The 12,260-nt window shown below is 31.2% G+C and carries 12 protein-coding genes and 1 pseudogene; 9 read left to right on the forward strand and 4 right to left on the reverse strand.

The annotated features are described in order from the left end of the window. Complete coding sequence (gene mfd / locus AAHM86_RS01950) at positions 1-3,381, reverse strand: transcription-repair coupling factor (RefSeq protein ID WP_342268098.1); 3,381 nt, start codon at positions 3,379-3,381, stop codon at positions 1-3. A 12-nt stretch (positions 3,382-3,393) separates the two neighbouring features. Then, positions 3,394-3,690 carry a succinate dehydrogenase assembly factor 2 gene (locus AAHM86_RS01955; protein ID WP_341755077.1) on the reverse strand — a complete coding sequence of 99 codons (297 nt, stop codon included), beginning with the start codon at positions 3,688-3,690 and terminating at the stop codon, positions 3,394-3,396. A gap of 133 nt (positions 3,691-3,823) precedes the next feature. Between AAHM86_RS01955 and AAHM86_RS01960 the strand changes: the two genes are divergently transcribed. Beyond that, positions 3,824-4,213, forward strand: coding sequence for a rhodanese-like domain-containing protein (locus tag AAHM86_RS01960; RefSeq protein ID WP_410521561.1), 390 nt, complete (start codon positions 3,824-3,826; stop codon positions 4,211-4,213). Then, a complete protein-coding gene (dnaA, locus tag AAHM86_RS01965; RefSeq protein ID WP_410521562.1) occupies positions 4,198-5,607 on the forward strand; it encodes a chromosomal replication initiator protein DnaA in 1,410 nt (469 codons plus the stop codon). Before AAHM86_RS01960 ends, dnaA begins: the two co-directional genes overlap by 16 nt. Before the next feature lie 131 nt (positions 5,608-5,738). On the opposite strand, the gene AAHM86_RS01970 is transcribed toward dnaA, so the two are convergent. Then, positions 5,739-6,041: a transposase gene (locus AAHM86_RS01970; RefSeq protein ID WP_342268099.1), complete on the reverse strand. Its 303-nt coding sequence runs from the start codon at positions 6,039-6,041 to the stop codon at positions 5,739-5,741. A gap of 142 nt (positions 6,042-6,183) precedes the next feature. Then, positions 6,184-6,945 (reverse strand): annotated as a pseudogene (locus AAHM86_RS01975) (IS5 family transposase). A 519-nt stretch (positions 6,946-7,464) separates the two neighbouring features. On the opposite strand from AAHM86_RS01975, the gene miaA reads away from it, so the two are divergent. The 7 genes from miaA (at position 7,465) to AAHM86_RS02010 (ending at position 12,232) form a co-directional block, all read left to right on the forward strand. Then, the gene (miaA, locus tag AAHM86_RS01980; RefSeq protein WP_342268100.1) at positions 7,465-8,379 is read left to right on the forward strand and encodes a tRNA (adenosine(37)-N6)-dimethylallyltransferase MiaA; all 915 of its coding nucleotides are present in this window, start codon (positions 7,465-7,467) and stop codon (positions 8,377-8,379) included. A 319-nt stretch (positions 8,380-8,698) separates the two neighbouring features. Beyond that, positions 8,699-9,295, forward strand: a complete 597-nt coding sequence (locus AAHM86_RS01985; protein ID WP_342268101.1) for a hypothetical protein — start codon at positions 8,699-8,701, stop codon at positions 9,293-9,295. Between the two features lie 12 nt (positions 9,296-9,307). Continuing rightward, positions 9,308-9,997, forward strand: coding sequence for an N-6 DNA methylase (locus AAHM86_RS01990; RefSeq protein WP_342268102.1), 690 nt, complete (start codon positions 9,308-9,310; stop codon positions 9,995-9,997). A gap of 37 nt (positions 9,998-10,034) precedes the next feature. Beyond that, the gene (locus AAHM86_RS01995; RefSeq protein WP_342268103.1) at positions 10,035-10,322 is read left to right on the forward strand and encodes an N-6 DNA methylase; all 288 of its coding nucleotides are present in this window, start codon (positions 10,035-10,037) and stop codon (positions 10,320-10,322) included. Positions 10,323-10,433: 111 nt separating this feature from the next. Beyond that, positions 10,434-10,961, forward strand: coding sequence for a restriction endonuclease subunit S (locus AAHM86_RS02000; RefSeq protein ID WP_342268104.1), 528 nt, complete (start codon positions 10,434-10,436; stop codon positions 10,959-10,961). 74 nt (positions 10,962-11,035) lie between these two features. After that, positions 11,036-11,179, forward strand: a complete 144-nt coding sequence (locus AAHM86_RS02005; protein ID WP_342267695.1) for a transposase — start codon at positions 11,036-11,038, stop codon at positions 11,177-11,179. A gap of 18 nt (positions 11,180-11,197) precedes the next feature. Then, positions 11,198-12,232, forward strand: coding sequence for an IS3 family transposase (locus AAHM86_RS02010; RefSeq protein ID WP_342268105.1), 1,035 nt, complete (start codon positions 11,198-11,200; stop codon positions 12,230-12,232). Positions 12,233-12,260 lie beyond the last annotated feature (28 nt).

Consider the following 12,260-nt stretch of genomic DNA (forward strand, 5'->3'; position numbering starts at 1 on the left):
TTATGCAACCAATAATTGCTCCAACAGACTATTCGCTTCCTCTATAATATCTTTTCCTACCAATGTTTTGGTAAATACTAACTTAGTATCCGGTTTTATTTTAGTTTGCTGAGGATACTTTATAACAAAATTTCTAATCTTATCAGCTATATCTGATTCTTTATAAAATTTTAAAACAAATCCTCGATCACCAGAGTCTAAATTTTCAATATTAAGCTTACTGCATTTATGCTTTATTTTTACTATATTAAGTAGATTATTAAATTCTGATGGGATAGGACCGAAACGATCAACCATTTCGTCCTTAAAATTTTCAATATCTATATCATCAATTAAATTTCCAACTCTTCTGTACAAACTTAGTTTAAGAGCAGAATCTGCAATATAATTGTCAGAAATGAAAACAGGTAATCCCAAATTAATTATTGGCACAAAAGCTTTTGGCTGCTCAATAACTTCATCCTTAAGAATTGCTATTTGTTCATCTAACATCTCCTGATAAAGCTCCACTCCTACTTCTTTAATCTGCCCAGACTGCTCTTCTCCTACTAAATTGCCAAAACCACGTAAATCCATATCATGGCTGGCAATGGTAAAACCAGAACCAAGAGTACAGCTACTTTGCATTATTTCTAGCCGTTTTATTGAATGTGCGGTCATTTTCTTATAATTAGCTAAGGTTAAATAGGCATAACCTCTGACTTTACTTCGTCCTATCCTACCTCTAAGCTGATATAACTGACTCAAACCAAGCATATCAGATTTATGAATAATCATCGTATTAGCTTCTGCAATATCTATACCAGACTCAATTATCGTGGTGGAAACGAGTATATCAAACTTACCATCACAAAATTCACCCATAATCTCATCCACTTTGGCAGCTGGCATCTGACCATGAGCAACTTTATACTTTAGCTCTGGTACAATTGTTTGTAAGTATCTCTCTATATCTGGTATATCCTTAATTCTAGGCACTACATAAAAACTTCTACCACCACGAAAACGTTCTCTAAGTAAAGCATCTCTGATAATTACTTGATCAAAAGGCATCACTGTTGTCCGAACTTCTAACCTATCCATTGGCGGTGTGGCAATGATACTAAGGTCTTTAATCCCAACCATTGACATTTGCATTGTACGAGGAATTGGTGTTGCTGAAAGAGATAGAACATGCATTGTAGTTCTGAGTTTCTTTAAATATTCTTTTTGAGCAACACCAAAATGTTGCTCTTCATCAATTATTAATAATCTGAGGTTACTAAATTCTATATTCTTACTCAGCAAGGCATGTGTACCAATTATTATATTAGCTGTACCCTTTTTGATTTGTTCTTTAACAATTTTAGCCTCACTATTGGTAACTAGGCTAGATAATTGTATTATATTCAGCCCTAAATCCTTAAATCTTTTACGAAATCTTAAATAATGCTGCTTACCTAGAATAGTAGTTGGTACGACAATGGCTACTTGAGGGGAGACGTCACAGTTTGATTTAGCTACCATAAAAGTTGCCCTTATTGCCACTTCAGTTTTTCCAAAACCAACATCACCACAAATTAATCTATCCATTAAAATACCTGAGTCAAAATCTTTTCTAATATCATTTATGGCATTTAATTGATCTTCAGTTTCGGTATATTTAAATCTCTGACAGAATTTGTCATATTCTTCATGATCAAACTCTATTGGATTAGTTACAGTTAATTTCCTCTTAGCGGCTATTGCTAATAATTGCTCGGCAATTTCTGTAATACGATTCTTGAGCTTAGCCTTACTTCTTTGCCAGCTACTGCTACCTAACTTGGCTAGCTGTGCTTCACTGCTACCATATTTCTTAATTAGCTCTATATTCTCAACAGGAATATATAATTTATCATTATTCTCATATAAAATTTTTAGGAAATCATGAGCTTTGCCTTTAACATCTAGTGTTTCAACATTAAGAAATTGACCAATACCATGATCCTTATGAACAACTAACTCCCCTTCGCCTAAATTATCTAATTCCATTAGAATGTTTTTAAGCTTACGTTTAGCACCTTTCTGGCGAACGTTTACCACACTTTTTCCTAAAATATCGTGAGCTGCAATAAACAAATATTTATCACTATAAAATCCTTGACTAAGTTGGACATATGCAAGATTTATCACACCAATTTTTGCCTGTTGTAGATTGTCTATCTCGATATATTCTCGTGAGTAGCTATTTATCAAGCTCTTCAGTCTTTCCAAATTACTTTTAGACTGACAAAAAATAATTGGTATTTTAGTATTATTGTTCTCTATAATCTCAAATAGCTTATCAAAAACTGTCTTATCCTCAATAAAACTAGTTGCAATAATTTTTTCTAATGAATATGCATAAGATGAATCTTCAGGACTAATTAAAATATTCTTATCCTGTTCTAGTAAAGTTTGTATTTCTTGACTGGTAAAGTAAATCTGCTCAGGAGGCAATGCAGGATAGAATGTGTTTAATTTTATTTTGTTAGACTCAATCCGCGATCTGTAAAGATCTGTATAATTATTCTCCTGCTCAATAATTGATTGTAACGACAAATTATCATAAATAATAATAGGGTCATCTAAATAATTAATTAAGCTACTGAAAGAATTATAGAATAAAGGAGATAAATGTTCATATCCTTGAAATTTTTTTCCTTCAATTACTGATTCATATAAAGGGCTATTCACGTAATTAACACCAAAAGCTTTTAGATAATTATCTCTAAAATTCTTTATTGTTTCTAGATTTAATATTACCTCACTGGCAGAATTAATTATTAACTCCGTACAGCTATTGGTAGAAATCTGGCTGTCAATATCAAATTCTCTTATTGACTCTATGTGATCCCAACTAAAATTAATACGATAGCCCTTATACCCTGGCAAAATTATATCTACTATCTCTCCTCTTACTGAAAATTCACCACTATCAATGCTACTACTATTCCTTGTAAAACCATTATGTACTAGGAATTCGGCGAGCTTGCCCGCTGAAAACTTCATTTTATTATGTAATTTCAGAAAAGACTTAACTAAGAATTCCGAAGGTGGTAATTTGCTCAGTAAATTCACCGCATTAGTAACTACCAATTTTTTTTCATTATTAGTTGCTAAATAACTTAGTGCATTAGCTCTTTCTGATAAAATGTTAGACTGGGGCGAAATGCGATCATATGGTATAGTATCAAAACTAGGAAAATATAATATATTACTAGTCTTAATGCTTTGTGCAAAAAATAATAATTGTTTATGGCTATTAATTGCATCATCTTCACTGGCAAAAATAAGTAAAATATTCTTAGTTGGTTTATTTGAGAAATACTCATTAGCAAAAAAACTTTTTGCACTGAGTGGTAGAGGTTGTTGTATCATTGTTTATTAAGCTTATAGGCGGTTAATATCAAAATTAAGTATTTGTAACATTACTTTTGAATTTAAGTGAACAGGAGGAGTTGTTTTATTGGTAATCCAATCATAAATATCTATATCATTTTGATTAAGTATTAAAGCAAAATCTGTTAAACTATCTATATCCATATTAGCAAGAAATTGTTCAGCAAATTTACCTAATATTAACCCGGTTTCTTTGCAACCACGATTTTTGCTTTGGTATAGTAATTTTTTAGCTAGGAATGCTTTTTTTAAATAGTCCATATTGATAATCTTATAAAAAAATATCATAATATGATTCAGATAGTTTGACAATTACCAAATATAAAATATAAAATGTAAACTGTATATTAAGTAGTATATACTCAATTAGTCTAAATCTTGTTCTTATTCAATAAATTTTAATATATTCAAAAAAATGCAGATGCCTATAAGTATCAAAAATATATCTTCCTTAGAAGCTTATAAGTTGCTAGAAATGGATGAGTGTACCATTGTTGTTGATATTAGAACTACTGAAGAATGGCAAAAAATAGGTATTCCAAAGCTTGATAAATATCAAGTACTTTTTCTTAGCTGGCGTTTATTGCCTGATATGTCATTAAATCGTGAATTTAACAACCAGTTTATGTCGAAAGTCAGTAATAAAAATAATGTATTATTCCTTTGTCGTTCAGGTGCCCGATCTCATGAAGCGGCCTTGTGTGCTGGTGGTTTAGGTTATACAAAATGCTACAACATCGTTGATGGTTTTGAAGGAGGAGGTAATGGAGCTGGTTGGAAACAAAATAATTTACCATGGCAAGTTCTGTGAATACTAACCAAAATCAATTGACTGTAGAAAAGGAAGTAGCTCATTATAGAGATATTTGGCAGCATGTGTGTTCTGATCTTAATAAACATTACGGTGAGTCTTTGTATAAAAGTTGGTTCAGTAAGATTAACTTTCTAGAAGCTTCTACTACTACTGTTATACTTTCTACACCAACAAATTTTATCCGAGATTGGATAAAATCAAAATATGCATGTGATATATTGCAATCTTGGCAGTCTTATGACAAAGATATTAAATCAATTGAGATAGTTACTAAAGAATTACTAGAACAAAATCCAAATATACCTGAATATTTAGCAAAAATTCCATCAATAAAAGAAGGAATGGATCTCAATTCCGAAGGCATTTTTTCAGCATTAGACTTACGATTTACTTTTGAAAATTTTGTAGTTGGTGGACCAAATGAGTTAGCATATGCAGCCTCTAGAGCAGTTGCTGAATCAGAAAGTGCCGTAGCTGAATCTAACCCCTTATTTTTGTATGGGGGTGTTGGTCTTGGTAAGACACACTTAATGCATGCTATTGCTTGGTATATAAGACATAATAACCCGACTCGCAAAGTAATTTACATGTCGGCAGAAAAGTTTATGTATCAATTCATCAAAGCACTTCGTAATAAAGATGTTATGTCATTTAAAGAAGAATTTCGTTCAGTTGACGTGCTAATGATCGATGATATTCAATTTATATCTGGTAAAGATAGTACTCAAGAAGAGTTTTTTCATACTTTCAATGCTTTGATTGATAATAATCGTCAAATGGTTATATCATGTGACCGTTCACCGTCAGATTTAGATAATATTGAAGAGCGGATTAAGTCTAGGCTTGGTTGGGGCTTGGTTGCAGATGTTCACAGTACTACTTATGAACTAAGATTGGGGATATTAGAATCTAAGCTTGAACAGATGAATATTCACATACCTAAAAATGTTGTAGAATTCTTAGCATCAAAAATAACGTCAAATGTCAGAGAGTTAGAGGGGGCTCTTAATAAAGTTATTGCTCATTCAACTTTAGTTGGTAGGGAGATAACTTTAGAAAATACCCAAAATATTTTACGTGACTTACTACGTTCCAATGAAAGAATTATAACGATTGAAGATATTCAAAGAAAAGTAGCTGATCGTTATAATATTAAATTTTCTGATATGTCTTCTCCTAGACGTGTTCGCTCAATAGCTAGACCAAGGCAAGTAGCTATGTATTTAAGTAAAACATTAACCCCAAAAAGCCTTACTGATATCGGTAAGAAATTTGGTAAGAAAGATCATACTACAATAATGCATGCTATCAAAAAAGTAGAAGAATTATGTGAAATTGATACAGAATTTCGTGAGGAACTTAGTCTGTTAATGAAAATACTGCAAAACTAGATTACTATGAACTTAAAGAAAAGCACGTTTCCCATAATAGAAGTCTTATCCCGAATTGGCTTTAATATTTCGAGGTATTATGCTATTATAACCTCAGCATCCGTAATGGAAGTCAATAAGAAAATAATAACTTACCATAAATTTTCATTGCAAGAAGAATTATTTTTTACAATAGAGTGCATAAAAGCTAGTAATTTACGCATAACAGCAACAAGAGCAACTTTTGCTGGTTTATGTTTAGCAATTAAGTGGTCATAAAAATTACGTAAACGCTTATTACATCGTAAGGCAGCTACTGCAGCCATATAAAGAATTCTTCGAAGATTACCTCTACCTTCAAAAATACTTCTTCTACCTTTATAACTACCGCTTTCTCTAGCAAAAGGAGCAAGACCTACCAAAGATGTTAACCTGTCTAAAAGTAATATTGCCAAGCTCTAGTGCTTCACATATTACTTTTAGAACCTGAATGGCGAAATCTTACTAAGTGCTAAACAATTAAACAAAACTTCTCGTCAACTTCTATCTTTGATAGTGTCTCGTATACAATTTTATAACAAATGCTAGGGTATATCGTCACGAGATTTTAGCCCACATTAGTAATCCCCTTAGACAAAGACCTGCCATGTATGATTTTGTATTTTTAGCATATCTTGTTGCTATACCACGCCATTCTTTAAATTTTTAAAATGTATTTTCAATAATGTGCCTTAACTTATATAAATCCTTATCTATCTCTCTTTGAATCTTTCTGTTTCTTTTTGATGGTATTACAGGAATTATATTTGCTTGCTCAGCAAATTCTACGATGCTATTTGTGTCATAAGCTTTATCTGCTGGTACTCTGTGCCTCTATATTTTGGGTTAATTCACAAGCTTGAGTACAATCGTTTCTGGAACCTTATGTAACAATAATTCTGACCGGCATACCATGCGCATCCACGGCCATATGTATCTTTGTATTGAGCCCCCTTTTGTACGGCTAATCGTTTGATTCCCGCCTTTTGCCCCAAGTCCTGCTTTATGAACTTTTACAAATGTTGAATCTATCATTAACCATTCGAAATCAGGAGCATTTATAAAAATATTTAGTACATGCTCCCATACTCCATTATCGCGCCATCTACAGAATCTTCTGTGTACATTCTTCCAATTCCCATAATCAGGTGGCAAATCTCTCCAAGGAGCTCCTGTCCTAAATATCCACATTACTGCATTTACAAAGGTTCTATTATCTTTTGCAACCCCTCCCCAACAACCTTCCCTGCCAGGCAAATGCCTTTGTATCTTATTCCAAAGTTCATCATTTATATCATGTCTTCTATGTGCTAGCCCCATAACTATTATCCCTATTACTATAATTAGTATAACCAACTTCACAAATTATTCAACTATAATCTCATGACGACATGCCCTAGAGAAATAGAATATTTTTTTGAATATTAATATATATACTCGGTGAACTTCAAGAATTGGTGTTCCTGCAACCAAAGATCGAAGCTGCTCCGTTACTCATGTACACCTAACAGCTCAACTTTGCTACTGCCTAGCTCTTCATTTACCAACTCTTTATTTACAAGCAGTATATATAACATGTGTTTATCAGACATCTGAGTTAGAGAACAAAAAATATACAAAAAGGGCAAAAAAACTATACGACAAACTTTGCCGTTTTGGTATAATGTATGAATAAAAAATATTATGTTTTACGAATATTGGTTGAATATGTAAGAGTTTCGTCTGAAAATGAAAGATAGAATACAGATTTGCAATATAATGCTTTGATAAAAGCTTGAGTTGATCAACGTAATATATATAAAGATCAAGCTAACTTACACAAAAGAAATTATTTACTCGATGTTAGTTATATGTGGACCTACCGCTAGTGGCAAGTCTTATTTGGCACATTATTTAGCTAAAATATATAATGCTGAGATAGTTAACTGTGATTCTATGCAGATATATAGGCAGATTCCCATTATTACTGCCTCGCCATCACAAATATACCGTAATGAGATTCCTTATCATCTTTATAATTTTTTATCTATAGAACAAGAATTTTCAGTAATACAATATGTAAATCATGCTCTTGAGAAAATTACAGACATTCGTAGTAGAGGCAAGTTACCAATAATTGTTGGTGGTACTGGGTTATATATTAATTCATTACTTTTTGGTTATAATGAAATACCATCAATATCTCCTAAAATTAGGCAATATGTTATAGAGCTACACTCTAAGATTGGTTCGACCCAGTTTTTTTATAAACTAAAAGAGCTAGATAACCTAGCTGTTCAGAAGTTAAATGAACACGACACTCAAAGGGTTATAAGAGCCTATGAAGTATTTATGGAAACCGGGCAATCTATATTTGCTTTCCAAAGTTTACAAAATAAATCTATTCTTCCAGCATTTGATTTTAAGGTAATTTTTCTACATCCAAAGAGGGAATTTCTTTATCAAACATGTAATACTAGGTTAGAAAAATTATTTAATGAAGGAGCAATTGAAGAAGTAGCTCAAATTAAAAAAGATTTTCCTGATATATATTCTTCTGCAATAAAAACCATTGGTCTACGGGAAATATTATGTTATTTAAATAATGAAATTACTTTGCAAAATGCCATAAATCTAGCACAAATTAAGACTAGGCAATACGCAAAAAGGCAAATTACTTGGTTCAAAAACCAAATAAAGGACAAGGTAACTCTACAATATTCTAATAATCAGCAATTTGAAGAGTTGATTATTGATTTGTCGATGATTTTATAAAAAATTTATCAAATAATTTGCATATATCTATTAGTGTAGTTGATTTTTGTGATATATTGTCATGCGGTAAGGATGAGTTTTATAGTTAATCCATTATATGTTCTAGATCAGGAACCTATTCGAGTTAGCTATAACGAATCTATAGGGTATTGTGGTTCAATAACTTCTTTTGAAACTCTATTTCTGCTGGTGATTTGTACGTGATACCGGTACTCTGCTCCTCACGTATATTCAAGTATGCTACGGTTCAAGGTGAAGTGTCTCCTTCAAACCCTTGCACATAAGTGAGTTTCGAAAGAAGTCTAATTTATTGGCTTTTATGTTAAATGAACGTATAACTGAAAATATTGTTAGGAATCTATTACGAGAGAAAGGTTATTATAATGATGATAACCTTATAATAGAAGAGCAATCATCAATAAATCCCAAAATAGATAAATTACTAAAAAATTCTTCAAAAAGTGGTAATGGTGCAGGACGTCCTGAATTTATTATATCTTTTAAAAATAATCCGGATAATTTAATTGTCATAGAATGTAAGGCAAGCATATCACAACATGAAAGTAAAAATAGAAACCTATATAAAGATTATGCTGTAGATGGTGTTTTATTATATGCTTGTTATTTAAAAGATGCTTTTAATATAATCGCTATTGCAGTTAGTGGACAAAATGAAATAGAGCAAAAAATCTCAACTTTTTTGTGGTTAAAACAACATTATACCTATAAGGGTATGCTCGACAATATTTTTCTAAAATCCATAGAGATTGAAAATATTATCAAACAGCAATCTAAGCCATTTGCAGAAGAAGAGCTTATTAAGAAAGCAATAGAATATAATTCATTTTTGCATAATTATTCTATACCAGAAGTCGAAAGATGTACGTTAATAAGTGCAATTTTGATTGCATTGTAATATGCTCCCTTTTTGAGTAGCTACAAATATTACACATCCAACAAAGAGCTAACTGAAGCCCTATTATCTGCTTGTGAAAGTGTTTTGAAGCAAAATGATTTAGATTCTGAGAAAAGACAAATTATAATTTTAGAATACTCAAAATTTAGAAACAATAATGATTTTAGTTCTGATATAATTTACAATAAAAAGACAAAGAAAGATGAGAAAAACACCTTTTTGAGGGATTTTATTTTATCTATCAATCAAGATATTTTACCCTATATTGATGAAAGTCAATTTGATATTTTAGGAAAATTTTATACCCAATTTATAAGATATGCTGGAAGTGACAAAAAAACTGGTCTTGTATTAACCCCCTGCCATATTACAGATTTCTTTTGTGATATCACAGAATTAAGCACTGATGATATTGTTTTTGATCCTTGTTGTGGAACGGCTGGTTTTTTAGTAGCTGCAATGAATTACATGCTTAAAAAAGCAGGAAATAATACAGATAAACATAAAAAGATAAAATCAAGCCAATTAATTGGCATCGAGAAAAGAGCTGATATGTTTTCTCATGCTTGCTCTAACATGATGATGAGAGGAGATGGTAAAAGTCATATTTTATATGGTAGTTGTTTTGATGAGAAGAACAAAAAAATAATAAAAGCCAACAAAAGGCTTTTTAAATCCACCTTACCAAGATGGAAACGCTGATGAACAATTAGAGTTCATAGAGAATACTTTAGAATGTTTGACTAAAGGTGGCATTTGTATTGCTATTTGTCAAATGTCCACGGTTGTTTCTGAAGCTAGTAAAGTAATTGAAGTTAAAAAAAGATTGCTAGAGAAGCACAGCTTAGAGGCGGTTTTTTCTATGCCAAACGATTTATTCCATCCAATCAACGTTAACAGTTGTATATTAGTTCTTAAGGCACACTATACACATTTAAAAAATAAAAAAACTTTTTTTGGTTATTTTAAAAATGATGGATTTGTAAAACAAAAAAATAGCGGTAGAATTGACAAGAATGATTGCTAGAAGAATATAAAAGATTTTTGGTTAGAAAAATACATTAATAAAGAGAGCGTTGCCAGTATAAGTATAATAAATAATGTTACCACGGAACAAGAATGGTGTGCCGAAGCGTATATGGAAACAGATTACACCAACTTAACGGAAAATGACTTTATTAAAACTATTAAAGATTATGTTGGATTCCTATTTCTGAATAATTATATACAACTTGCAACAAATAGTATATCTTCTAATCAGGATATTAGTTTAGAAACTGCAAATTGGCAATATTTCTACATTTCAGACATATTTGGAATTTTAGAAAAAGCTAAATGCAGTAATGCTTCAGTACTGTTAACTAGTGGAGAGGATGTTTTTTACATAGGAGCTAAAAAAACCAATAACGGTGTTATGGAAAAAGTTGTAACAGTTGATAATCTAATCTCCAAAGGCAATAGTATAGTATTTATAGGCGATGGACAGGGTTCGATTGGATACACAAGTTACCAACCATTTGATTTTATTGATTCCACGACATTAACCTTAGGTTATAATCAGAAATTAAATAAGTATAATGCCATGTTTTTAGTAACTGTGCTTGATCTGGAAAGATACAGATATTCTTTTGGTAGAAAATATGGGAAGAATATTATAATGGACTGAAGAAAATGGACAAAAAAATAGAGTTAAAAGTTTCCTAATTAAGATAAAATAATAAGAAAAAATTAGGAGAAAAAATGACAAAAGAAAAAGTAAGAGTTTTTAGTGCTGAAGAAAAAACTAGGATAGTATTAGAAGTGCTGAAAGAAGAGAGTCCATTATCAGTGATAGCATCAAAATATGAGATAAACTCCAAGACAATTAGTAATTGGAAAAAATAATTTATATCAAATGCAGCATTGGCTTTTGAACCAGCAAAACTGGTAAGTAAATATCAGGAACAAATTAATATGCTGAAAGAACAAAATGATGAATTAGCGAAAACTCTTGGAAAAACAATAGTAGAGAGAGATTGGGCTGTGGGAAAGCTACAAAGCTTGGACTTATCAAATAGAAAAGAATTTGTCGATTCCAAGCTAGCAATGTTACCAAAGACAAGGCAATATGAATTATTAAAGATTAATCGTTCTTCAATGTACTATAAAGCAAAACCATTTAGTGGGTATAACTTAAATATTTTAAATAAAATAGATGAAATATATACTGATAATCCTGAATTTGGTTATCGTTATATCCATAGACAATTATTAGAAGATGGCTTGGTTATTGGTAAGGATCGGATTCTAAAATATATGAACATGATTGGCATAGAGGCTATTTATCCAAAGAGGAAAAAGTTAACATCTGGAAAAGATAAACAGCATAAAATTTATAGTTATTTGCTTGATAAATATTGGTCTAATCTAGGTACAAGTAAAACTGTAGATGTACCTAACACTAACGAGGTTTGGAGCGGAGATATCACTTATGTTAGAACTAATTCGGGATTTATGTACATGGCGGCAATTATAGATTGGCATAGTAGAGCTGTGTTGAGTTATAAATTGTCAAATAGTATGGATGTAAGTTTGGTAACTGAAGTATTGCATGATGCACTTAACAAATATCCTGCACCGCAGATACTTAATAGTGATCAGGGCAGTCAATATACTAGTCATGAACACATTGAAATTTTACAAGAGCATAACATTAAAGTTTCGATGAATAGTAAAGGAAGAAGTATTGATAATATAATTATGGAGAGATTTTTCCGAACTTTAAAATATAATTGTATATTTATTAATGATTTTAAAGATGTTAAAGAGCTAAAGAGTGGTATTGATGATTACATCAATCACTATAATTATAGAAGATTCCATTCAAGTATTGGTTACAAAAAGCCTATGAATGCCTATCTAAATTCTATACAAAATTATGAACAAATTGCAGCTTGAAAAATGCAAAAATGGGAAACAACATTAT

The organism is Candidatus Tisiphia endosymbiont of Empis tessellata (assembly GCF_964031035.1).
Classification (GTDB): domain Bacteria; phylum Pseudomonadota; class Alphaproteobacteria; order Rickettsiales; family Rickettsiaceae; genus Tisiphia.

Bases quoted from the DNA above. Each gene is read 5' to 3' on its own strand.
- AAHM86_RS01955 (WP_341755077.1), bottom strand. From the start codon at position 3,690: ATGATATTTTTTTATAAGATTATCAATATGGACTATTTAAAAAAAGCA.
- AAHM86_RS02000 (WP_342268104.1), top strand. From the start codon at position 10,434: ATGGAAACAGATTACACCAACTTAACGGAAAATGACTTTATTAAAACT.
- mfd (WP_342268098.1), bottom strand. From the start codon at position 3,381: ATGATACAACAACCTCTACCACTCAGTGCAAAAAGTTTTTTTGCTAAT.
- AAHM86_RS02005 (WP_342267695.1), top strand. From the start codon at position 11,036: ATGACAAAAGAAAAAGTAAGAGTTTTTAGTGCTGAAGAAAAAACTAGG.
- miaA (WP_342268100.1), top strand. From the start codon at position 7,465: ATGTTAGTTATATGTGGACCTACCGCTAGTGGCAAGTCTTATTTGGCA.
- AAHM86_RS01960 (WP_410521561.1), top strand. From the start codon at position 3,824: ATGCCTATAAGTATCAAAAATATATCTTCCTTAGAAGCTTATAAGTTG.
- AAHM86_RS01985 (WP_342268101.1), top strand. From the start codon at position 8,699: ATGTTAAATGAACGTATAACTGAAAATATTGTTAGGAATCTATTACGA.
- dnaA (WP_410521562.1), top strand. From the start codon at position 4,198: ATGGCAAGTTCTGTGAATACTAACCAAAATCAATTGACTGTAGAAAAG.